At 72.2% G+C, this 23,005-nt stretch carries 20 protein-coding genes; 12 read left to right on the top strand and 8 right to left on the bottom strand.

Going from position 1 to position 23,005, the window contains the following annotated elements; translation table 11 throughout:
• Window positions 1–126: 126 nt before the first annotated feature.
• The 3 genes from AB0E07_RS36805 to AB0E07_RS36795 form a co-directional block, all read right to left on the bottom strand.
• Complete coding sequence (locus tag AB0E07_RS36805; protein ID WP_362261889.1) at window positions 127–804, bottom strand: hypothetical protein; 678 nt, start codon at window positions 802–804, stop codon at window positions 127–129.
• Window positions 792–1,331, bottom strand: a complete 540-nt coding sequence (locus AB0E07_RS36800; protein WP_362261886.1) for a SigE family RNA polymerase sigma factor — start codon at window positions 1,329–1,331, stop codon at window positions 792–794. The genes AB0E07_RS36805 and AB0E07_RS36800 overlap by 13 nt, the downstream gene beginning before the upstream one ends.
• A gap of 203 nt (window positions 1,332–1,534) precedes the next feature.
• A complete protein-coding gene (locus AB0E07_RS36795; RefSeq protein ID WP_362261883.1) occupies window positions 1,535–2,473 on the bottom strand; it encodes an A/G-specific adenine glycosylase in 939 nt (312 codons plus the stop codon).
• Between the two features lie 180 nt (window positions 2,474–2,653).
• Between AB0E07_RS36795 and AB0E07_RS36790 the strand changes: the two genes are divergently transcribed.
• Complete coding sequence (locus AB0E07_RS36790) at window positions 2,654–3,499, top strand: hypothetical protein (protein ID WP_362261880.1); 846 nt, start codon at window positions 2,654–2,656, stop codon at window positions 3,497–3,499.
• A gap of 82 nt (window positions 3,500–3,581) precedes the next feature.
• Here AB0E07_RS36790 and disA read toward each other — a convergent pair whose 3' ends face one another.
• Both disA and radA read right to left on the bottom strand, forming a co-directional pair.
• Window positions 3,582–4,706 carry a DNA integrity scanning diadenylate cyclase DisA gene (disA, locus tag AB0E07_RS36785; protein WP_362261878.1) on the bottom strand — a complete coding sequence of 375 codons (1,125 nt, stop codon included), beginning with the start codon at window positions 4,704–4,706 and terminating at the stop codon, window positions 3,582–3,584.
• A gap of 81 nt (window positions 4,707–4,787) precedes the next feature.
• Window positions 4,788–6,197: a DNA repair protein RadA gene (radA, locus tag AB0E07_RS36780; protein ID WP_362261875.1), complete on the bottom strand. Its 1,410-nt coding sequence runs from the start codon at window positions 6,195–6,197 to the stop codon at window positions 4,788–4,790.
• Between the two features lie 238 nt (window positions 6,198–6,435).
• On the opposite strand from radA, the gene AB0E07_RS36775 reads away from it, so the two are divergent.
• A complete protein-coding gene (locus tag AB0E07_RS36775) occupies window positions 6,436–8,187 on the top strand; it encodes a hypothetical protein (RefSeq protein ID WP_362261873.1) in 1,752 nt (583 codons plus the stop codon).
• Window positions 8,188–8,230: 43 nt separating this feature from the next.
• On the opposite strand, the gene AB0E07_RS36770 is transcribed toward AB0E07_RS36775, so the two are convergent.
• Window positions 8,231–9,097 (bottom strand): hypothetical protein, encoded by an 867-nt coding sequence (locus AB0E07_RS36770; protein WP_362261871.1) that lies wholly within the window; start codon window positions 9,095–9,097, stop codon window positions 8,231–8,233.
• Window positions 9,098–9,180: 83 nt separating this feature from the next.
• On the opposite strand from AB0E07_RS36770, the gene AB0E07_RS36765 reads away from it, so the two are divergent.
• The 4 genes from AB0E07_RS36765 to ilvD all read left to right on the top strand — a co-directional run bounded on the left by AB0E07_RS36765 (window position 9,181) and on the right by ilvD (window position 14,353).
• The gene (locus AB0E07_RS36765; RefSeq protein ID WP_362261868.1) at window positions 9,181–10,113 is read left to right on the top strand and encodes a Ppx/GppA phosphatase family protein; all 933 of its coding nucleotides are present in this window, start codon (window positions 9,181–9,183) and stop codon (window positions 10,111–10,113) included.
• A 798-nt stretch (window positions 10,114–10,911) separates the two neighbouring features.
• Window positions 10,912–11,736 (top strand): sugar phosphate isomerase/epimerase, encoded by an 825-nt coding sequence (locus AB0E07_RS36760; protein ID WP_362261865.1) that lies wholly within the window; start codon window positions 10,912–10,914, stop codon window positions 11,734–11,736.
• Window positions 11,733–12,344, top strand: a complete 612-nt coding sequence (locus AB0E07_RS36755; RefSeq protein ID WP_362261862.1) for a TetR family transcriptional regulator — start codon at window positions 11,733–11,735, stop codon at window positions 12,342–12,344. Before AB0E07_RS36760 ends, AB0E07_RS36755 begins: the two co-directional genes overlap by 4 nt.
• A 155-nt stretch (window positions 12,345–12,499) precedes the next feature.
• Window positions 12,500–14,353, top strand: coding sequence for a dihydroxy-acid dehydratase (ilvD, locus tag AB0E07_RS36750; protein WP_362261859.1), 1,854 nt, complete (start codon window positions 12,500–12,502; stop codon window positions 14,351–14,353).
• Between the two features lie 55 nt (window positions 14,354–14,408).
• Here the strand turns inward: ilvD and AB0E07_RS36745 are convergent, their stop codons facing one another.
• Window positions 14,409–16,637 (bottom strand): serine/threonine-protein kinase, encoded by a 2,229-nt coding sequence (locus tag AB0E07_RS36745; protein WP_362261856.1) that lies wholly within the window; start codon window positions 16,635–16,637, stop codon window positions 14,409–14,411.
• A 183-nt stretch (window positions 16,638–16,820) separates the two neighbouring features.
• Between AB0E07_RS36745 and AB0E07_RS36740 the strand changes: the two genes are divergently transcribed.
• The 6 genes from AB0E07_RS36740 (at window position 16,821) to proC (ending at window position 21,331) form a co-directional block, all read left to right on the top strand.
• Window positions 16,821–17,135: an SH3 domain-containing protein gene (locus tag AB0E07_RS36740; RefSeq protein ID WP_362261853.1), complete on the top strand. Its 315-nt coding sequence runs from the start codon at window positions 16,821–16,823 to the stop codon at window positions 17,133–17,135.
• An 81-nt stretch (window positions 17,136–17,216) separates the two neighbouring features.
• A complete protein-coding gene (locus AB0E07_RS36735) occupies window positions 17,217–17,711 on the top strand; it encodes an EamA/RhaT family transporter (RefSeq protein ID WP_362261850.1) in 495 nt (164 codons plus the stop codon).
• Window positions 17,712–17,784: 73 nt separating this feature from the next.
• On the top strand, window positions 17,785–18,552 hold the full coding sequence (locus AB0E07_RS36730; RefSeq protein WP_362261847.1) for a methyltransferase domain-containing protein: 768 nt from the start codon (window positions 17,785–17,787) through the stop codon (window positions 18,550–18,552).
• A 222-nt stretch (window positions 18,553–18,774) separates the two neighbouring features.
• Window positions 18,775–19,638 (top strand): ABC transporter ATP-binding protein, encoded by an 864-nt coding sequence (locus AB0E07_RS36725; RefSeq protein ID WP_362261844.1) that lies wholly within the window; start codon window positions 18,775–18,777, stop codon window positions 19,636–19,638.
• Window positions 19,635–20,417 carry an ABC transporter permease gene (locus AB0E07_RS36720; protein WP_362261841.1) on the top strand — a complete coding sequence of 261 codons (783 nt, stop codon included), beginning with the start codon at window positions 19,635–19,637 and terminating at the stop codon, window positions 20,415–20,417. Before AB0E07_RS36725 ends, AB0E07_RS36720 begins: the two co-directional genes overlap by 4 nt.
• 101 nt (window positions 20,418–20,518) lie before the next feature.
• Window positions 20,519–21,331, top strand: coding sequence for a pyrroline-5-carboxylate reductase (proC, locus tag AB0E07_RS36715; RefSeq protein WP_362261839.1), 813 nt, complete (start codon window positions 20,519–20,521; stop codon window positions 21,329–21,331).
• 53 nt (window positions 21,332–21,384) lie between these two features.
• On the opposite strand, the gene trpS is transcribed toward proC, so the two are convergent.
• Complete coding sequence (gene trpS, locus AB0E07_RS36710) at window positions 21,385–22,410, bottom strand: tryptophan--tRNA ligase (protein ID WP_362261836.1); 1,026 nt, start codon at window positions 22,408–22,410, stop codon at window positions 21,385–21,387.
• Window positions 22,411–23,005: the final 595 nt, after the last annotated feature.

Genomic DNA, 23,005 nt, shown 5'->3' with positions numbered 1-23,005 from the left:
GGTCCGATCGGTTCACTCCGCGGCGGTCGGGTTTCCGGAACCGGTGAACCGTCGGGTTTCCGGAACCGGTGAACCGTCGGGTTTCCGGAACCGGTGAACCATCGGACTTCCGGAACCGGCGGACCGTCAGGCTTCCGGAACCGGTGAGGGCGTGTCGCCGACGACCGTGCCGTAGTCGTTGTGCCAGAAGTACTCCTGGGCGAACCGGCCGTCGCGCCAGCGGTACGTGATCACGTTCTCGCCGGACGGACTGGACACCGGGTCGCCCTTCTCGTACACCTGCTTGCTCACCACCAGGTCGCCCCGGTCGATCTGCGCGTAGACCGGCGGCTCCTCGGCCTTGAACACATTCTTGTACGAGCCGCGCTCCCCCCGGTACACGTACGCCCCCACGCCGACGCCGTCCCCGCAGGTCAGCACATTGACGACGAGGTCGTCGGAGGAGCCGCCGGTGAGGTCGCCCCAGGAGGTGTCCACGGGGTAGTCGTCGGCGACGCACGGCTGGAGGTTCCGCTTGACCTCGGCCGAGACCCTGGGATCCGACTTGAGCAGCCGGACCACCTCCGCCTGACCGGGCCGGCCGGCCGCCGAGGGGCCCGCGGACGCCGAGGGGACCATGGCGGCGCCCGCCACGGCCTCGTCGTGCGCCGGGCCCTCGTCGCGGGCACCGGTGCCGCCGGTCGCGCAGGCGGACAGGAAAAGGGCGAGGGCGGCGCACGCGGCCACCGCCGCGAACACCGCCTGGTGGGTTCTCCGGGCCGGTTCCGGCCCCGCGCCCGGCGCCTTGGTGGCTAGGCCGCGCAACGCTCCCGCTCCTCACGCTCCAGCGCGCGTGCGTCCAGATCGCGGCTCTCCAGCTCCTCGCGGAGCCGGGCGAGCGCCCGGTGCAGCGTGCTCTTGACCGTTCCCGCCGACATGCCGAGGGCGGCGGCGGTCTCCTCCGTGGACATCTGCTCCCAGTGTCGCAGCACGACCACGCTGCGCTGCTTGGGGGCGAGCACCCGCAGGATGTCCATCAGCAGGGCACGGTCCGCGTGCTGCTCGGTGGAGTCGTCGACCGAGGCGTCCGGGAGCTGCTCGGTCGGGACCTCCTCCAGCTTCCGGGCCCGCCACCACTCGGTCCGCGTGTTGATCATGACCCGGCGCAGGTAGGCGTCGGCGAGCCGCTTGTCCTCGATGGTCTCCCAGCGGCCGTACGTCCTTACCAGCGCCGTCTGGAGGAGGTCCTGGGCGTCGACCGGGTCGGGCACCAGCCGACGGGCGCTGCGCAGCAGCGCGTCCTGCCGGGTGCGGACGTACTCCTCGAACTCGAGCACCTCGCCCTGCGCCATCCTGACCGCCTCCAGATCCCCGTTGCCGAGCGGCTGTGGCGCCGCCGGACCGAACTTCCGTGTGCTCTGTGGTGAGCACGACGAGAAAATTACGGAGGCGTTGTCACGGGGCTGTCCGAGGCAGCCTGCGGCCGGCACTCGGCTGTCCGTCGGTTGTGTAACGGAAGTAGGAAGCGGGTAAAGCGGCGTACCGGATCGGGCGGTTATCGGGCGGTTCGGTGCTCGGTCCGGGTGAGTGGCAGCCGATACAGACCGCCCGGCAGGGGCTCCACCAGCCCGTCCGAGACCAGTCCGTCCAGGGCGCGGGCGCGCTGCACCGGTTCGTGCCACACCCGGTCCAGGGCGGACTGCGGGACCGGCGTGCGGGCTTCGCGGAGTACGGCGAGCAGCTTGCCGCGGACCTGACGGTCGGTGCCGGCGTAGGTCTGGCCGCGGCGCGGCGGACCCTCGTGCTCCGGCTTGCCCGCGAGCCGCCAGGCGCACTGCGCGGCGATCGGACAGCGCTCGCACGACTCGCTCTTCGCCGTGCACACCAGTGCGCCCAGTTCCATCGACGCGGCCGCCCAGCGCGCTGCCGTCGACTCGTCCTCGGGCAGCAGGGTCCGGGCCAGCCTGCGCTCGGCGGCGGTGGTGGCGTTCGGCGGGTACTGCACCCCGGTCACCGCGCGGGCGAAGACCCGGCGGACGTTGGTGTCGAGCACCGGGTGGCGCTGCCCGTACGCGAAGGAGGCGACCGCGGCCGCCGTGTACTCGCCGATGCCGGGCAGCGCCAGCAACTGCGCGTGGTCGGACGGTACGTCGCCGCCGTGCCGTTCCGTTATCGCCACCGCGGCCCCGTGCAGGCGCAGCGCGCGGCGCGGGTAACCGAGCCGGCCCCAGGCGCGGACGGCCTCACCGGGGGCCTCGGCGGCCAGGTCGGCGGGGCGGGGCCAGCGGGCCAGCCACTGCTCGTAGACCGGCAGGACCCGGCTGACCGGCGTCTGCTGGAGCATGAACTCGCTGACCATCACCCCCCACGGTCCGGCCTCGGGCCGCCGCCAGGGCAGGTCGCGGGCGTGGTCGTCGAACCAGTCGATGACGGGGGCGTGCAGCTTCCCGCCGGCCGTCTCGCTGGGGGCGTCGGACTTCGTGGGCACAGTCATGGCCCTTCCGATCCTGCCATGCGGGGCGGCCCGCGCGGTGGCACCGCCACCCCATGGGGGTACGGCCCGGTGATCGCTGACCGGCTCCGGGGGCACTTCCGGGATGATGATCCGGAAAAGTTGGGCCCGGGGCGGCGGGTGGGGCCGGTGAACGCCCGGATCTCTCGTACAGTTTGCGCCGTGGGATCTCTGCGCAATCCGGTCGGGCCGCTTCCCTCCTCCATCTACTGGCGTCGGAGGGCCGTACTGCTGTCCGTGGCAGCCCTGTTGGCGCTGCTGGTCGCCTGGGTGGTCGCCTCGGGCGGCGGGGGCGGCGACAACGGCGCGGGCGGCAGCAACGGCAAGAATCCCGCACCCTCGACCATCACTCCCGGGCCCTCCGGATCCGGCCCGGCGATCAGCCAAGCCCCGGGCGGGCGCGACGAGTCGGGGGACGAGGGGTCAGGCTCCGGGGACACCTCCGGCTCGGGCTCCGGCGACGGTTCGGGTGAGGGTTCGGGTGACGGCGACGGCTCGGGGTCCGGGTCGAGTTCCGGCTCCGGTTCCGACGGAAGCGCCGGCGGCGGCGGTACGAGCGGTACGGGTGTGGGCGCGGGCGACGCGCTTCCGGCCGGCTCCTCGCTGCCCAACTGCACGCCGGAAGCGGTGAAGTTGACGGTCCGCAGTGTCCGCAACACCTACGAGCCGGGTCAGACGCCGACCCTGGAGCTCACCGCGACCAACTCCTCCGGCAGCGCCTGCAAGGTCGATCTGGGCCCGAAGGGAACGGTTCTGACGATCACTCAGGCCGGGTCGGACGACCCGTACTGGTCCTCGGAGCACTGCCCGAAGTCCGCGGCCTCGCTGCCCTTCAGGGTGGGCGCCGACAGCGGCGTGACCTACCCCGTCAAGTGGGACCGCAAGCCCAGCGCCGCGAAGTGCGCGACCCCGCCGGCCGGATCGGCGGCACCCGGCACCTACCTGGTGGAGGCGGCGGCCCCGGGCTTCGCGAAGGCGCGGACATCGTTCGTGCTGGAGCAGGACTGACGGGAGCAGGACTGACCCCGGAGCAGGAGTGACCGGAGCAGGACTGAGGCCCGCCCCTCAGAGGTGGGCCCGGAATGCCGGACTAGACGTACCGCTCCAGGATCGACGACTCCGCCAGCCGCGACAGCCCCTCGCGCACACTGCGCGCCCGGGCCTCGCCCACGCCGTCCACCGTCTGGAGGTCGTCCACGCTCGCGGCGAGCAGCTTCTGGAGTCCGCCGAAGTGCTCGACCAGCCGGTCGATGATCGCGCCGGGCAGCCGCGGCACCTTCGCCAGCAGCCGGAACCCGCGCGGCGACACCGCCGAGTCCAGCGCCTCCGGGGAACCGGTGTAGCCCAACGCCCTCGCCACCGTGGACAGTTCCAGCAGTTCCGCGTGGCTGAGCGCGTCCAGCTCGTACAGCGCCTCGTCGACCGTGCGGGACCGCTTCGCCGTGGGCTCGGGCACGTAGTCCCGGACCACCAGTTCACGTTCCGGCTCGACCCCGGCGATCAGCTCGTCCAGCTGGAGTGCCAGCAGCCGTCCGTCCGTGCCCAGCTCCACCACGTACTCGGCGATCTCGGTGGCGATCCGCCGCACCATCTCAAGACGCTGCGCCACCGCCGAGACGTCCCGGACCGTCACCAGGTCCTCGATCTCCAGCGCCGACAGTGTCCCCGCGACCTCGTCGAGCCGCAGCTTGTACCGCTCCAGGGTGGCCAGGGCCTGATTGGCCCGGGACAGGATCGCCGCGGAGTCCTCCAGCACCCGCCGCTGCCCGTCCACGTACAGCGCGATCAGGCGCATGGACTGGGAGACGGAGACGACCGGGAAGCCGACCTGCTTGCTGACCCGGTCCGCCGTGCGGTGCCGGGTGCCGGTCTCCTCGGTGGGGATCGTCGGGTCCGGCACCAGCTGGACGCCCGCGCGCAGGATCTTGGACAGGTCCGAGGAGAGCACGATGCCGCCGTCGAGCTTGCACAGCTCCCGCAGCCGGGTCGCGGTGAACTCCACGTCCAGCACGAATCCGCCCGTGCACATGACCTCGACGGTCTTGTCCGAGCCCAGCACGATGAGTCCTCCGGTGTTGCCGCGGAGGATCCGTTCAAGGCCGTCGCGCAGGGCCGTGCCGGGTGCCACGGCGCTCAGTGAGGCGCGCATCAGGCCATCGGCACCGGAGCTCCCACCGGACTTTCCGGGAGCTGCTGCCCGGTCGTTGGCTGCCACTGCACTCCTCCGGTCGCAGGTTCTGGGGCGCTCCCGTTTCGCACACTTCGTTCGTACGGACGGGCGAGACCAGGGCAAAGTCTACCGGCGCTCCTCCTCGTCCCGTGGGGCCTCTCGCCGACGCGAGCGCGGAAGGACCCGCAGGGCGTCTCCTATGTCCGCGACCTCCAGCACCTTCATGCCGGGCGGGACCTTGCCGGGATCGCCCGGAACGAGCGCGTGCGTGAAGCCCAGACGGTGTGCTTCGGAGAGCCTGCGCTGGACGCCCGTCACCCGTCTGACCTCGCCCGCGAGGCCCACTTCGCCGATCGCGACGAGGTTCTTCGGCAGCGGGGTGTCGCTGGCCGCGCTGGCCAGCGCGAGCGCGATGGCGAGGTCGGCGGCGGGCTCGGAGAGCTTCACCCCGCCGACCGTCGCGGAGTAGATGTCCCTCTTGCCCAGGGCGCTGATGCGGCCGCGCTGCTCCAGGACGGCGAGCATCATCGAGACGCGGGAGGTCTCCAGGCCGGAGGTGGTGCGGCGGGGGGAGGGGATCTGGGAGTCGACGGTGAGCGCCTGCACCTCGGCGACGAGAGGGCGGCGGCCCTCCAGGGTGACGGTAAGGCAGGTGCCGGGGACCGGTTCGTCACGCCGGGTCAGGAAGAGTCCGCTCGGGTCGGCGAGGCCGGTGATGCCCTCGTCGTGCAGTTCGAAGCAGCCGACCTCGTCGGTCGCGCCGTAGCGGTTCTTGACCCCGCGCACCAGGCGCAGGCGCGCGTGCCGGTCGCCCTCGAAGTGCAGGACGACGTCGACGAGGTGCTCCAGCAGGCGGGGGCCCGCGATGGCGCCGTCCTTGGTGACGTGTCCCACCAGCAGCGTGGACATGCCGCGTTCCTTGGAGGCCCGGATCAGGGCGCCGGCCACCTCGCGCACCTGGGCCATGCCGCCGGGCGCCCCGTCGATCTCGGGCGAGGCCACCGTCTGGACGGAGTCGAGGATCAGCAGGGACGGCTTGACCGCGTCCAGGTGGCCGAGCACGGCGGACAGGTCCGTCTCCGCCGCGAGGTACAGATGATCGTCGAGAGCCTTGATGCGGTCGGCGCGCAGCCGCACCTGGCTCGCCGACTCCTCGCCGGTGACATAGAGGGTGCGGTGCTCGTCACTGGCCGACTTGGCGGCGACGTCGAGCAGGAGCGTGGACTTGCCGACACCGGGCTCGCCCGCGAGCAGCACCACCGCGCCGGGGACGAGGCCGCCGCCGAGCACGCGGTCCAGCTCCGGCACTCCGGTGGTGCGGGCCGTCGCCTGCCGTACGTCGACCTGGCCGATGGGCAGCGCGGAGGAGGTGACGCGCCCCGGGGCCGTCGTACGGACCGCGGGCGCGCCGTACTCCTCGATCGTGCCCCAGGCCTGGCACTCCGGGCAGCGGCCGAGCCACTTGGCCGTCTGCCAGCCGCACTCGGTGCAGCGGTAGGACGGACGCTCCTTGGCGGTCTTCGTACGGGCAGCCATGCCAGAACGTTAACGGCCCGCACTGACAACGCCGCCGCCCCTGCCCGGCGGCACCCCGCGAGGGTCGCCGGGCCACTCGGAGTAAACCCCGGCACACCCTCCTAAACCGGCCACGATCGCGGGAACGGGCCACGGAATCGGGGGCTCCTGTCCCCTATTGAGGGATCGTTTCACCCGTATGGATTAAATGTGCTCAAGGTGGAGGAAGCGGCCGCCGCGACCCGCCTACGGTCCACGGGTGAAGAGCAGCAGTCCGGAGACATCCACCCGCACCACCGGCGCACACCGAGCGCAACGGGAGGCGCGCGACCGGGGCGCGGCGCGCACCCTGGCCCAGCGCCCGCCCGCGCGCTACGAGCCCTACCTGGACGGCCTGTTCACCTACTGCCTGTCCGTGCTCTGCGACCACGACGCCGCGACCGCCGCCCTCGGCGACGTCCTCGCCCTCGCCCAGCGCCGCGGCCAGCGCGTCCCCGAGTCCGCCGACGACCGCCGCGCCTGGCTCTACGCGCTCGCCCGCTGGGCCTGTCTGCGCAAGCTGGCCGAGGCCAAGCAGAAACGTCAGGCCACGCACGCCGCGGGACGACACGGCGCCGGCCGGCCGCCCGCCGCCTCCCCGGTCGCCGAACAGGTCCAGGAGGACCGCAGGCGCCAACTCGCCCTGCTCGCCTGGCCCGAGGCGGCCGGCACCACGCCCGAGCAGCGCGAGGCCCTCGAACTCGCCGTGCGGCACCGGCTCGCCGCCCCCGAGGTCGCCGCCGTCCTCGGTCTGGACCCCGCCGCCGCCCGCGACCTCCTCGCCGCGGCGGCCTGCGAGGTGGAGCGCACCCGCGCGGCCCTCGCCGTCGTCGAGACCGGCACCTGCCCGAGCGTCGCCCGGTTCACCGGTGACAGCCGGCTCGTGCTCAGCACCACGCTCCGCCGCGAGCTGGTGCGCCACGTCGACGACTGCCCGCACTGCCGCCGGACCGCCGAGCGCGCCGTCCCCGGCCGCTGGCCCGGCGCCTCCGTCACCCCCGCCGAACTGCCGGTCCTGGAGGCGCCCCGCGCGGCCGTGCACGCCGCCATGGCGCACGTCCCGCGCGCGCGGGGCACCGCCCCCCGCTTCGACCGGCGCGGTTTCCCGATGGACCCCAAGGACCGCGCCGCCCGCCGGGACCGGCTCCGCGCGCGTGCCGTCACCACGACCGTCGTCGCCACCGTCGTCGCCGCACCGGTCCTCGCCCTGTGGGCCGCCTACCGGGGTACACCCACCGGCGAGGCCACCGGGGACCGCTCGGCCAGCGCCAGCGAGGCCAACGGCCCGGACGCGCTCGACGGCGAGTCGGCGGGCGGCTACGAGAACGCCGGCAACACCACCACCCGCCCGGGCGGCCGCTCCGGCAAGCACGCCAAGCCCCATGTCACCGTCGAGGTCGTCAGCGTCAACGGCGCCGGGAAGAAGGGCGCGGACCGGCTCGACGTCACCGCGGACAGCCGCGGGGACACCACCCTCATCACCCTCACCGCGCGCGGCGACACCCCCGTGCGCTGGTCCGCCACCACCGGCGCCTCCTGGCTCTACCTGAGCCAGTCCTCGGGAACCCTCGAACCCGGCGAGACGTTGACGATCAAGGTGTACGTCGACGCGCTGCGCGAGCCGGCCGGCCACTGGAGCGCCCAGATCGCCGTCGCCCCCGCGGGAGCCGTCGTCCGCATCGAGGGCTACGGCAGCGCGCCCACGCCCACCGACCCAGGCCCCTCGGACCCGGGAACCCCCGACCCGGAACCCACGTCGCCCACGCCCGGCGACCCGCCGCCGACCTCGCCGACCCCGACGCCCACCGACCCGGAGCCGACGCCGACCGACCCGGCGCCCACGGACCCCACGCCGAGCGACCCGCCCCCGTCCTCCTCCGACCCGGATCCGCCGCCGACGGACCCGGAGGATCCAGCAGGCTCGACGCCGCCGCCCAGTGACAGCGGCGACCCGAGCCCCACCACTTCCTAGCCCGCCGGGCCGTCAGCCCGCCGGGTCGTCAGCCCCCGGGTCGTCAGCCCACCGGGTCCGCGGGATGAGGAGCCAGCAACGGCAGCTGCGAGGCGAGCCGCTCCTCGCACAGCTCCACCAGCCGGTCGTAGCCGGCCTTGCCCATCAGCTCGGTCAGCTCCGGGCGGTAGGACACGTACACCGGGTCGCCGGCGCCGTGCGCCGAGGTCGCCGAGGTGCACCACCAGTGCAGGTCATGGCCGCCCGAGCCCCAGCCGCGGCGGTCGTACTCGCCGATCGACACCTGGAGCACCCGGGTGTCGTCGGGCCGGTCGATCCACTCGTAGGTCCGCCGCACCGGCAGCTGCCAGCACACGTCAGGCTTGGTCTCCAGCGGCTCCCGGCCCTCCTTCAGCGCCAGGATGTGCAGCGAGCAACCCGCGCCGCCGGCGAAGCCGGGCCGGTTCTGGAAGATGCACGAGCCCTGGTACGGACGGGTCTGGCGGGAGCCCTCGTCGTCCTCGGAGACCCAGCCGGTCTCCGTGCCCACGTCATGGTGCTGCCAGATCTCGGGCGTGAGCCTGGCCACATAGCCCGCCACGCGCTTCTCGTCGTCCTCGTCGGAGAAGTGGGCGCCCAGGCTGCAGCACCCGTCGTCCGCGCGACCTGCTTGGATGCCCTGGCAGCCGCTTCCGAAGATGCAGTTCCATCGAGAGGTCAGCCATGTCAGATCGCACCGGAAGACCTGCTCGTCGTCTGCCGGATCGGGGAACTCCACCCACGCGCGGGCGAAGTCCAGCCCCTTCTCGTCCGCAGCCGAGGCCGTCCGCCCAGGCTTCGGCGGCTTCGGCTGCTTCGACGGCTGCACCCGCGAAGAGCCACCGGATGATTTGGCCGCCTTCTGGTCCTTCGCCTTTTTCGTCTTTGGCACGTGTCCAGGGTAAGTCGCCCGAGCCCGGGATCGGCACAGCTCCGGGGGAGGTGAACGGCCCGGCTGGCAGTAGCGTTCCCTACATGAGACTCGGTGTCCTCGACGTGGGATCGAACACGGTGCATCTGCTGGTGGTGGACGCGCACCCGGGCGCGCGCCCGCTGCCCGCGCACTCGCACAAGGCGGAGCTGCGCCTGGCCCAACTGCTCGACGAGAGCGGCGCCATCGGGGCGGACGGGGTCGACAAACTGGTCTCGGTCGTCAAGGACGCGCTCCAGGCCGCCGAGGACAAGGGCGTCGAGGACCTGCTGCCGTTCGCGACCTCGGCGGTGCGCGAGGCCAGCAACGCCGATGACGTACTCGCCCGCGTCAAGGCCGAGACCGGGGTCGAGCTCCAGGTCCTCACCGGCGCGGAGGAGGCCCGGCTCACCTTCCTCGCCGTCCGCCGCTGGTTCGGCTGGTCGGCCGGGAAGCTGCTGGTCCTCGACATCGGCGGGGGCTCCCTCGAAATCGCCTACGGCATCGACGAGGAGCCCGACGCGGCCGTGTCGCTGCCGCTCGGCGCCGGCCGCCTCACCGCGGGCTGGCTGCCCGCCGACCCGCCCGACCCCGCGGACATCCGCGCGCTGCGCCGACACGTCCGTGCCCAGATCGCGCGGACGGTCGGAGAGTTCAGCCGCTTCGGGCGTCCCGATCACGTGGTCGCCACGTCCAAGACCTTCAAGCAGCTCGCCCGGATCGCCGGCGCCGCTCGCTCCACGGAGGGCCTGTACGTCCAGCGCGAGCTGAAGCGCGAGTCTCTGGAGGCGTGGGTCCCGCAGCTCGCCGGGATGACGGTGGCGCAGCGCGCGGAACTGCCCGGCGTCTCGGAGGGGCGCGCGGGCCAGCTCCTGGCGGGCGCGCTGGTCGCCGAGGGCGCGATGGACCTGTTCGGGGTGGAGACCCTGGAGGTCTGCCCGTGGGCCCTGCGCGAGGGAGTCATCCTCCGCCGCCTGGACCACCTCCCGACCGTCTGAACCCCGACGGGTCCCGGCACGACCCGAACGCCCGGACCGCGCGCCACCAGGGCCTGCCGCCCAGGACAAGGGTGGCGGGAGTTCTGTCACGTCGGGTGGCGGCCTCGGGTGTGTCGGCGGGTTCCGTAGACGGGGGAGAGCTCGCCCGCCGCTGGGTGGGCGCTGTGGGCGGGGGCGGGTTTCCCGTGGCCGGGTGACGCCCTGGGTGGGGGATAGGCCGGCCGATGGCTGGGCGGGCCGCCTCCGCAGGCGCGCTTGCCCACCGCTTGGGCGCGGGCCGCTCCGGCGCAGGCGCGCTTTACTCCCGCTCGGGCGGGCCCCGCCCCCTGGGAGGCGTGTCCCTGGAGGTGTGTCCCCCGAAGACGTGGCCCCCGAAGACGTGCCGCCCAGAAACGCACCCCCGGACACCTCCCCGCGGCCCCCGCTCACCGGGCCCGGCCCGGCGCAGGGTGTGCCCCGCGCGCCCGCGCCCCCGCCCGGTGCCTTCACGCGTGAAGTGCGCCACGCGCCCCCGCTCCCCGCGCCGCCGCACCTCCCCTCCTTCGGGCTCGCCCGCTCCGCTCGCCGGGCCCGGTGCTCCGTAGCCCCCTGCCCCGTAGAAACCCGGTGCTCCGTAGCCCCCTGCCCCGCAAAAGCCCTGCACGCGCGCGTGCGCCGGCGCGTCGGCGCTTCCGTCCGGTCCCGCTCCGGGCGGCCCCGCGGGGCGGGAGGCGCCCCGTGGCCGATTGCCGTGCCCCCACAGCTCGCTCACAGGCATCGGCACCCCCGTGCCCATCGAGGCCCCGTACGCTGTCCCTCGTGGCAGAACCAGTGGTGCGCATCCCGGATGCGAAGGTCGCGCTGTCGACGGCCTCGGTGTATCCGGAGTCGACGGCGACGGCCTTCGAGATCGCCGCGCGCCTCGGGTACGACGGGGTCGAGGTCATGGTGTGGACCGACCCGGTCAGCCAGGACATCGAGGCGCTGCGCCGGCTCAGCGACTTCCACCGGATGCCGATCCTCGCCGTGCACGCCCCCTGTCTGCTCATCACCCAGCGGGTGTGGTCCACCGACCCCTGGACCAAGCTCCAGCGGGCCCGCGCGGCGGCCGAGAAGCTCGGCGCCGACACGGTCGTCGTGCATCCCCCGTTCCGCTGGCAGCGCCAGTACGCCCGGGACTTCGTCGACGGAATCTGGCGGATGGCGAACGAGACGGATGTGCGGTTCGCCGTCGAGAACATGTACCCCTGGCGCTACCGCGACCGCGAGATGCTCGCGTACGCCCCCGACTGGGACGTCACCAAGGACGACTACCGCCACTTCACGATCGATCTCAGCCACACCGCGACCTCCCGCACGGACGCCGTCGACATGATCGACCGCATGGGCGACCGCCTCGGCCACGTCCACCTCGCGGACGGCCGCGGGTCGGCGAAGGACGAGCACCTCGTCCCCGGCCGCGGCACCCAGCCCTGCGCCGAGGTGCTGGAACGGCTCGCCCTGACCGGCTTCGACGGCCACGTCGTGATCGAGGTCAACACCCGCCGGGCCATGTCCAGCGCCGAGCGGGAGGCCGACCTCGCCGAGGCGCTCGCCTTCACCCGGCTCCACCTGGCCTCCGCCGTGAAGGTGCCCCGGCCGTGACCGACACCGCGGCTCCCCGCCGGGGCCGGGGCCGGCGTACCCGTATCGAGGCGGCCGGCACCCGGGACCGGATCCTGAGCGTGGCGCGCGCGGAGTTCTCCGAACACGGCTACGAGAAGACGTCCGTGCGCGGCATCGCCAAGGCCGCCGGCGTGGACTCCGCCCTCGTCCACCACTACTTCGGCACCAAGGAACAGATCTTCGAGGCGGCCGTGGAGGTCGCCTTCGCGCCCGCGATCAAGGCCCGCGACAGTGTGTTCGAGGGGTCGGCCGACGAGATGGGCGAACGGCTGACCAGGATGATCTTCGGGCTCTGGGAGAACCCGGTCACGCGGACACCGCTGCTCGCGATCGTCCGCTCCGCCGTCAACAACGAGACCGCCGCCGCCGTCTTCCGCAAACTGATCGCCGCCCAGCTGCTGCGCCGGATCGGCGAGCAGCTCGACCTCCCCGACGCCGACCTGCGGGCCGAACTCGCCGCGGCCCAGCTCGTCGGCGTGGCGATGATGCGGTACGTGATGAAGATCGAGCCGCTCGCCTCGGCCGACCCGGAGCGGATCATCGCGAGGGTGGCACCGGTGGTGCAGGGCCACCTCATGAACCCCTAGCGCCCGCCGGCCCCCACCCGGAGAGGCGACGGAGAGGCGGCCCGACCGGTCGCGGATCCGAGACGGCCGTCCCGGATTCCGGACACCGTGTCCGTACCCTGGATGACCGGCGTACGCTCAATAGCAGCCCTATCTGTCTGAAGGAGCGAGCGACGATGCCCGAGCTGAGGTCCCGCACAGTCACCCACGGCCGCAACATGGCGGGCGCCCGCGCCCTTATGCGCGCCTCCGGTGTACCCGGTGCGGACATCGGCCGAAAGCCGATCATCGCCGTCGCGAACAGCTTCACCGAGTTCGTGCCGGGCCACACCCACCTCCAGCCGGTCGGCCGGATCGTCAGCGAGGCGATCACCGAGGCCGGCGGCATCCCGCGCGAGTTCAACACGATCGCGGTCGACGACGGCATCGCCATGGGCCACGGCGGCATGCTCTACAGCCTGCCCTCCCGCGACCTGATCGCCGACAGCGTGGAGTACATGGTCGAGGCGCACTGCGCGGACGCCCTGGTCTGCATCTCCAACTGCGACAAGATCACCCCGGGCATGCTGAACGCCGCCCTGCGCCTGAACATCCCGACGGTCTTCGTCTCCGGCGGCCCGATGGAGTCCGGCCGCGCCACGCTGGTCGACGGCACGGTCCGCACCCTCGACCTGGTCGACGCGATCTCCGACGCCGTGAACGACAAGATCTCCGACGAGGACATCCTCCGTATCGAGGAGAACGCCTGTCCGACCTGCGGCAGCTGTTCCGGCATGTTCACCGCCAACTCGATGAACTGCCTGACCGAGGCCATCGGCCTGAGCCTGCCCGGCAACGGCTCGGTCCTGGCCACGCACACGGCCCGTAAACAGCTGTACGTCGACGCGGCCCGCACGGTCATGGACATCACCCGCCGCTACTACGAGCAGGACGACGACACGGTCCTGCCGCGCAACGTCGCCACCTTCGCGGCCTTCGAGAACGCCATGGCGCTCGACATCGCCATGGGCGGCTCCACCAACACGATCCTGCACCTGCTGGCCGCCGCCCAGGAGGCGGACGTCCCCTTCGGCCTGGCGGAGATCGACGCGGTCAGCCGCCGGGTCCCCTGCCTGGCGAAGGTCGCGCCGAACGTCGCCAAGGACCGCACGTACTACATGGAGGACGTGCACCGCGCCGGCGGCATCCCCGCCCTCCTCGGCGAACTGCACCGCGCCGGCCTGCTCAACGAGGACGTCAACTCCGTCCACAGCCCGTCCCTCGCGGACTGGCTCAAGACCTGGGACGTGCGCGGGGGTTCACCTTCCCCGCAGGCCGTGGAGCTGTGGCACGCGGCCCCGGGCTGTGTGCGTTCCGCGGAGGCGTTCTCCCAGTCCGAGCGCTGGGACACCCTCGACACCGACGCCGAGAACGGCTGCATCCGCTCCGCCGAGCACGCCTACTCCAAGGACGGCGGCCTCGCCGTCCTCAAGGGCAACCTCGCCGTCGACGGCTGCGTCGTGAAGACGGCCGGTGTCGACCCGTCGATCTGGTCCTTCGAGGGCCCGGCCGTCGTCTGCGAGTCGCAGGAGGAGGCCGTCCAGAAGATCCTCACCCAGCAGGTGAAGGAGGGCGACGTCGTCGTCATCCGCTACGAGGGCCCCAAGGGCGGCCCCGGTATGCAGGAGATGCTCTACCCGACCTCGTACCTCAAGGGCCGGGGCCTCGGCAAGGCGTGCGCCCTGATCACCGACGGCCGCTTCTCCGGCGGCACTTCGGGTCTCTCCATCGGCCACGCCTCCCCCGAGGCGGCCTCCGGCGGCACGATCGCCCTCGTCGAGGACGGCGACCGCATCCGCATCGACATCCCGAACCGCACGATCGAGCTGCTGGTCGACGACGCGGAACTCGCCCGCCGCGAGCAGGCGTTGAACGGCGTGTACGCGCCGAAGAACCGCGAGCGCAAGGTCTCGGCGGCGCTGCGGGCCTACGCGGCCATGGCGACCAGTGCCGACAAGGGCGCCGTGCGTGACGTGAGCAAGCTGGGCTGAGGCCCGACCCGACCGGCCGGGGGCCGTCCGCCGACGCGGGCGGCCCTTCGGCGTCTCACCAGCGGGACGGGTCCCGGGTGTCGGCGGCGAAGACGGAACCGTTGGGGGCGCCGCCGTACACGAACCCCTCGGCGAGCACCGGCGCGGGCACCTCCGTCGCGATCCAGTCCGCCTTCGCGGAGAGCCGCGGCGGGGTCTGCCCGACCAGCAGGCCCTCCTGGACGTCGACCGCGAGGATCCGCCCGTCGGCGGCGGTGACGTAGACGAACCGTCCGTCGGTGACCGGCGCCGAACCCCGGCTCACCGAGGTCTCCAGCGACCAGATCCGCTCGCGCCGGTCCAGGTCGACGGCCTCCAGGGCGCCCCCGCGGGACAGCAGGTAGACGGTGCTGCCGCGCACCGTGGCCAGGGGATCCTGGCGCGGGACGGGCAGGTCCACGCGGAGCGGCTTGCGGGTGCCGGGGGTGAAGCGGAGTACCGCGGTGGTGTCACCGCTTGCGGCGTCCACGGCCTGGAAGTACAGGACCCCCTGGCGGACGGCGAACGGTTCGAGGGCCCCTTCGAGCCGCTCCTGCCAGCGCACTTCGCCCGTCGACGGATCCACGGCGGTGACGAGCGTGCTCGTGCCGTCGTCGGAGACATGGTTCGCGTACGCCAGCGGGTCCCCGGCGAACGACGTGAAGTAGGGCCTGTCCTGGCCGGGCATCCGGCGGCTCCACTCGGTCCGGCCCGTCGCGCCGTCCACCCCGGTGACCGTGCCGTCGGCCGAGGTGAACAGCAGCATGCCGCCCACCGCACGCATGCCGGTGTGCTCGGGGGTGGCGCGCTCCCAGCGTGCCGTGCCGGACTCCGGGTCGAGGCCCGCCAGACGGGTGTCCTGTTCCGTCAGCGGCTGCACGAGCCCGCCGGAGAGGGCCGGGGGCTCGCTCCGGAAGTCCGTCCCCGCCACACGGTGCCGCCAGAGCACGGTGCCGTCGGAGGGTGCGAGGGCGAACACCGTGCCCGGCTGCGCGCACAGCAGCTTGCCGGCGCCGTAGGAGCACTGCGGGACGGACGGCTTGCCGGAGACGGTCGGCGTCTCCCACGGCTCGAAGGCCGCGGAGGTCGCCTCGGTGCCGCGCGACCGGGGCGCCGGGTCGTCGCCGCCGGTGAGCTGCACCACCGTGAAGCCGCCGGCGACGAGGAGAGCGGACGCGGCACCGGCCGGCACGGCCCAGCGGACCCAGGGCTTCCAGGGCTTCCGGGGATTCCGGGGATTCCGGGGCATCCAGGACTTCCCCGGGCGTCCCTCGGTCCGCTTCCCGGACTCCAAGGGCTCGGGTTCCGTTCGGGATCCGGACTGCGGTCGGGATCCGGACTCCGGTCGAAGGTCGGGCTCAGGCTGCGGTTCGGGCTCCGCCTCGGCCGACGTCTCGTTGGTCCGCTGCGCCGGTATGAACGCCTGAGTGTCGTACGCGGCCGCCACGGAACGGAGTTCACGCATCAACTCGTCCGGCGTGGGCCGGTCCTCGGGCTCCTTGGCGAGGCAGCGGAGCACCAGCGGCGCGAGGCTCGGCGGGACGCCGGCCAGGTCCGGCTCGTCATGGACGACCTGATAGGCGACGACGTACGGGCTGTCGGAGTCGAACGGCCCGCGTCCCGTGGCCGCGTGCACCAACAGCGACCCCAGCGCGAAGATGTCCGCGGCGGGGCCCACCTCCCTCGGCCGCCTGAACTGCTCGGGCGCCATGAACGGCGGGGTGCCGATCAACTTCCCGGTCTCGGTGCGCAGTTCGCTGTCCTTTGGCCGGGAAATGCCGAAGTCGATGACCTTCGGCCCGTCCTCGGCGAGCAGGACGTTGCTCGGCTTCAGGTCCCGGTGCACGACGCCGACCCGGTGGATGTCGCGCAGCGCCTCAGCGAGCCCCGCCATCAGCCGGCGCAGCTGCTCCGAACTCATCGAGCCGTTCCGCTTCACATGCTCGGAGAGGGTCGGCCCGGGGATATACAGGGTGGCCATCCAAGGCCGTTCGGCCTTCGGATCGGCATCGACGACCGGCGCGGTGAACGCGCCGCTCACCTTCCGGGCCGCCGCGATCTCCTGCCGGAAACGCCCCCTGAACTCGCGATCCCTCGCGAACTCGGCATGGATGACCTTCACCGCGAGCTTCATCCCCGAGGTGCTGCGGGCCAGATGGACGACCCCCATGCCGCCCGAGCCCAGGCAGGACTCCAGCCGGTAGTGACCGGCGTACTCCGGAAGTTCCGCTTCCGCGCCCGCTCCGGCGTTCCGCTGTGGCGCCAATGGGACCACCCCCGTGCTGTTCGTCCGCGCGCGCGACGCACGGAGCCTAGTCGATGATGCGTACGATTCAGAGGCGGCTGGCTGACCTCGGAGGGGGAATCGCGTACCTGTGTTTCGTGGCGTGATTCAGGGGAATCAACGGGGTCCCATGGCAGCCATGGGGTTCAACGGGGGAGGTCCTTCATGAGTGTTGACCGGGTGGACGAGACCGAGGCAGAGGCGCAGACGGAAGCGCTCGCCGCCACGACCTACCGCACCTACGCGATCGCCCCGGGCGTCCGCCTCAACGTCCGCAGCGGACCGGGCACCGGCTACAACATCGTCCGTGTCCTGCCGGAGGGCGCCCGGGTCCCGATCTACTGCCAGACGCCGGGCACGACGGTGACCGGCCCCTACGGCACCTCGAAGATCTGGGACAACATCAGCAACGGCGAGTTCGTCTCCGACGCCTATGTGCAGACGGGCAGCGACGGCTACGTCGCCTCGCGCTGCGGCTGACACCGGACAGTGACGTACGCGGGCCTCGCCGTGGCCGAGCTCACGGCGGGGCCCGTCGCCGTCCGGAGCCATAATCGACGGGTGAGCGATGTGAACGGCACCCCAGACCAGGCCCCGGGCCCCCGCCCCGAGCCCATCCGCTTCTTCGGCACGACCTGGGTCGACCGCAGCGGTGGCTACCCGGCGCGCCGGGCCGCCGTCGCCCTCGGCTCGCTCGCGGCCGCGGTGGTCTCCTGCCTGGTCCTCCGCTTCGCCTACGAGGGCCTGGCCATCGCCGACATCGGGAGCTTCGTCACGGTCCTCATGATCGTGATGTTCGCGATCTGCAGCGCGCTCGCCTTCCGCAACACCTGGGACGGCTTCACCAAGCGCCCGGACGCCGACCGCCAGGCCTCACTCAAGGGCATGCTGACCATCGGCTTCGTGGGCTCCCTCCTCGCCTACTTCCTGCGCTCCCTCACCGAGGCCCCCGGCGAGAAGCTCCACCGCGAGGAGTACGAGACGGCCCGGCAGCAGTACGAGAAGCGCACCAAGCGCCGCACGGGCAACCCGTCCAAGAAGCGCCGCAACGCCTGACCCCGGCCACGTGCCGGGCGTCTCTCGCCGAATCCTTACCCCCTGCCGCCCGCACCCCGGCCACCATGGCCGTATGACGGCTGCCCCCTCCCACTCCTCCCGCGCCCACTCCTTCAACTCCGCCGCGGCCCAGTACGCCGCCAACCGCCCCTCCTACCCGCCCGCCCTCCTCGACGCCGTCGAGGAACTGGCCGGCCGCCCCCTCGCCGGGGCCCGCGTCGTGGACGTCGGCGCGGGTACGGGCATCGCCACGGCACTGCTGCACGCCCGCGGCGCCGAGGTCGTCGCCGTCGAACCCGGCGACGGCATGGCGGCCCAGTTCCGCGAGGCGCACCCCGACATCCCCATCGTCCGAGGGGACGGCAACCACATGCCCCTCGCCGACTCCTGCGCGGACCTGATCACCGCGGCCCAGTCCTGGCACTGGACCGACCCGGCCCGCTCGATCCCGGAGGCCCTGCGTGTGCTGCGCCCGGGAGGCGCGCTCGCCCTGTGGTGGAACACCACGGTCCTCGACATCCCCTGGGCGGCAGCCCAGGGTATGCGCGCCGAGAAGTTCTTCGGCATCGACCCCGTCGTGGAGCGGAGCGGTACCGGCTCCCGCTCCGCCGACCCGGACGGAGTCCTCGACTTCACCCGGCGCGTGGTCCGCTGGAGCCGCCGGGTCCCGATCGACACCCACCTCGCCAACATCGGCAGCCACTCGGTCTTCCTGGTGCACGGCCAGGAGGCGAGCACCGTCTTCCTCGCCGAGGAGCGGACCCATCTGCTGGAGGAGTTCCCCGACGGCATCGTCGAGGAGACCTACGACGTGGACCTCCTCGTGGCCCTCGCCCCGTAACCACCCCACTCCCACCCCCTCGCACCCCCTCGCACCTTCCGAGCGCCGCGGCCCACCCCCAGGGCCGCGGCGCTCGCGCACCTCGCCGCAACGTCCCCGCCCGCACCGACGGTGACGTAGGCGCACAAAGCGGACCGCCCGCCTCCGAGGGCGCCTCCATGCGACCGAGCCACCGCGCGCCACCACTTGACGACACCCCTCACGAGGGTCGTTAATCAGCGCATGATGAATATCGACTCAAGCTCACAACCCCCTCGAACCCCTCCGGACACGAACAAATCACCCGCCGAAATCAGCCACGACCCCCACTCCACCGAGAACACCCCGGCTGTCCGCGCCGAAGGACTCACCGTCCACCGCGGCCCGCGCACCGTCCTGCGCGGCATCGACTTCACCGTCCCCCGCGGCCAGATCACCGGACTCCTCGGCCCGTCCGGCTGCGGCAAGTCCACCCTCATGCGCTCGATCGTCGGCACCCAGGACAAGGTCACCGGCACCCTCGACGTCCTCGGCCGCCCCGCCGGCCACCCCTCACTGCGCACCCGCATCGGCTACGTCACCCAGGCCCCCTCCGTCTACGACGACCTCACCGTCCGCCAGAACCTCGACTACTTCGCGGCGATCCTCACCCCCGGCCGCGCCGCCGCCGACCAGCGCCACGAGAACGTCACCCGCGCCATCGAGGACGTCGACCTCACCGGACACACCGACGCCCTCGCCGGCAATCTCTCCGGCGGACAGCGCAACCGCGTCTCCCTCGCCGTCGCCCTCCTCGGCGCCCCCGAACTCCTGGTCCTCGACGAACCCACCGTCGGCCTCGACCCCGTGCTCCGCCGCGACCTGTGGGCCCTCTTCCACGACATCGCCGCCGGCCGCGGCGCCACCCTGCTCATCTCCTCCCACGTCATGGACGAGGCCGAGCGCTGCCACCGGCTCCTGCTGATGCGCGAGGGCAGGATCCTCGCCGACGACACCCCCGACGCCCTGCGCACCCGCAGCGACTCCGACACCGTCGAAGCGGCGTTCCTGCACCTGGTGGACGAAGCGGTCGCAGCCGCCGCCCGCGAGAAGGAGACCACCCGATGAGCACCACGACCCACCCGGCCGCGACCGCCCCGACCGGCGCCCTCAACCTCTCCCGCACCACCGCCACCGCGGCCCGGGTCCTGCGCCAGCTCCGCCACGACCCCCGCAGCATCGCGCTGATGATCCTCGTCCCCTGCGTGATGCTCTTCCTGCTCCGCTACGTCTTCGACGGCAGCCCGCAGACCTTCGACAGCATCGGCGCATCACTCCTCGGGATCTTCCCGCTGATCACGATGTTCCTGGTCACCTCCATCGCCACCCTGCGCGAACGCACCTCGGGCACCCTGGAACGCCTGCTCGCCATGCCCCTCGGCAAGGGCGACCTGATCGCCGGCTACGCCCTCGCCTTCGGCGCCATCGCCATCGTCCAGTCCGTCCTCGCCACCGCCCTCGCCCTGTGGGGCCTCGGCCTCGACGTCACCGGCAGCCCCTGGCTGCTCCTGCTGGTCGCTCTCCTCGACGCCCTCCTGGGCACCGCGCTCGGCCTCTTCGTCTCGGCCTTCGCCTCCTCCGAGTTCCAGGCCGTCCAGTTCATGCCGGCCGTGATCTTCCCCCAGCTCCTCCTCTGCGGCCTGTTCACCCCCCGGGACAACATGCACCCCGTACTGGAGGGCATCTCCAACGTCCTCCCCATGTCCTACGCCGTCGACGGCATGAACGAAGTCCTCAAGCACTCCGACATGACCGCCACCTTCGTCCGGGACGCACTGATCGTCGCGGGCTGCGCCCTCCTCGTCCTGACCCTGGGCGCCGCCACCCTGCGCCGCCGCACCCCGTGACCCCCGGGCCCCGATCCCGCCCACCGGACACCCCACCCGCGCTCAAGCCCCCGATGGGAGGATGAACACCGGACGACGCAACCCCGGAGGGCACCCCAGCCATGACCCAGAAAGTCGCAGTCCTCGGCACCGGCAAGATCGGCGAAGCGCTGCTCAGCGGAATGATCCGAGGGGGCTGGGGCCCGGCCGACCTGCTGGTCACCGCCCGCCGCCCGGAACGGGCGGAGGAACTCCGCAGCCGCCACGGCGTCACCCCGGTCACCAACGCGGAAGCCGCCAAGACCGCCGACACCCTGATCCTCACGGTCAAGCCGCAGGACATGGGCACCCTCCTCGACGAACTCGCCCCGCACGTCCCCGCCGACCGCCTGATCATCAGCGGCGCCGCGGGCATCCCCACCTCCTTCTTCGAGGAGCGCCTCACCGCGGGCACCCCCGTCGTCCGTGTCATGACGAACACACCCGCCCTCGTCGACGAGGCCATGTCCGTCATCTCCGCCGGCAGCCACGCCACCGAGGACCACCTCGCCCACACCGAGGAGATCTTCGGCTCGGTCGGCAAGACCCTCCGCGTCCCCGAGTCCCAGCAGGACGCCTGCACCGCCCTCTCCGGCTCGGGCCCGGCGTACTTCTTCTACCTGGTCGAAGCCATGACCGACGCCGGCATCCTGCTCGGCCTGCCCCGCGACAAGGCACACGACCTCATCGTCCAGTCCGCGATCGGCGCGGCGACGATGCTCCGCGACAGCGGCGAGCACCCCGTCAAGCTCCGCGAGAACGTCACCTCGCCGGCGGGCACCACCATCAACGCCATCCGCGAGCTGGAGAACCACGGCGTACGAGCCGCCCTCATCGCCGCCCTCGAAGCCGCTCGCGACCGCAGCCGCGAACTGGCCTCCGGCAACAACAGCTGACACCCGGCCGCCCCTGCCCCCAGGGGCGGCCGTCATCGTGGTCCGGACCGGCCCTAGGCGGTCACCCCGATATCCGCGGCCGCCGCCGCGGGCAGCAGCCCGATCGCCCGGTACGCGGCGTCCACCACCGGCCGGGCCATCGCCCGAGCCCGCTCCGCACCATCACGCAGCACCCCCTCCACCTGGCCAGGATCAGCGCACAGTTCCCTGTGCCGCTCGCGCACGGGCCTGAGCACCTCCACCACGGCCTCTGCGGTGTCCCTTTTCAAGGCGCCGTACGACTCATATACACCGCTCAGGGCCGAGGGGTTCCCACCCGTGCACGCCGCGAGGATCTCCAGCAGATTCGCCAGACCGGGCCGGCCCTCCGGGTCGTAGACGACCTCCCGCCCGCTGTCGGTCACGGCCCGCATGATCTTCTTCCGGACCACGTCCGGCTCGTCCAGCAGATAGACGATCCCCGGCCCGACGTCATCGCTCTTGCCCATCTTCGACGCAGGCGACTGAAGGTTCATGACCCGGGCCGCCACCGCCGGATGCGTGGCCCGAGGCACCACGAAGGTGCTCCCGTACCGCTGGTTGAAGCGCACGGCCAGATCCCGGGTCAGCTCGACGTGCTGCGTCTGGTCGTCCCCGACCGGCACCTCGTCGGTGCCGTACGCCAGGATGTCCGCCGCCATCAGTACCGGATAGGTGAGCAGCGACAGCCGCACACCCCCACCGCGCTCGCGCTCCCGTCCGGCCTTCTCCTTGTACTGGATCATCCGCCGCATCTCGCCGTCCGTGGCCACGCACTCCAGCAGATACGACAGCCGCGCGTGTTCATCCACATGGCTCTGCACGAACACGGTGCACAGCGCCGGATCCAGCCCGGCGGCAAGCAGCAGCGTGGCCGCCTGCCGGCTCAGCCTGCGCACCCGCGCCGGATCGTGGTCCACGGTGAGCGCGTGCAGGTCGACGATGCAGAACAGGGCGTCGGACCGGTGCTGGTCGACCTCGACCCAGCGCCGCATGGCCCCCAAGTAGTTCCCCAGCGTCAGATGCCCGGTCGGCTTGACCCCGCTGAAGACCCGCGTCATCTCTCCACCTCCTGGTCGAGACCGCCGCACCGACCGGCCGACCCTCTGGAGGGAGATACGAGAACGGCCGCCGAAGCGGCGGCCGTTGAGTGCATACGTGAGAACCGGCCGCCGTCAGGCGGCCCACCACAGCTGGGTGCACGTACGCGTAGTCATGAGAGGAAGCCTACGCCTCAGAGGGGCCGACCGGGCCTGGGTTGACACGGCTCGACGCGATCCGTAGTGTTCTCCGAGTTGTCCGACGTGAGCGCCGACTCCGGTCGGTCCCCGGACAGCCATTCCGCAAGAACCAGCCAACACCTCGACGACAGTCGTTCTGTCTGCCGTCGCGTCATTGGCATGCGTATTTGCGAAATGAGGAATCCACGTTCGAAAGGACGCGGCCCCCCGATTAGCTCGGGAGCCGGGAATCCGCTAAAGTCTCACTCGTCGGAACGGCCCGCAACGGCCGGACAGACAAACCCCGCTGACTGGGAATCAGGCCCGAAAGGATCTGATAGAGTCGGAACCGCCGGAAAGGGAAACGCGAAAGCGAGAACCTGGAAAGCACCGAGGAAATCGGATCGGAAAGATCTGATAGAGTCGGAAACGCAAG

Source organism: Streptomyces sp. NPDC048002 (assembly GCF_040653275.1).
Classification (GTDB): Bacteria; Actinomycetota; Actinomycetes; order Streptomycetales; family Streptomycetaceae; genus Streptomyces.
Note: the sequence above shows the minus strand (reverse complement) of the source record. Positions and strands in the feature narration are given on the sequence as shown.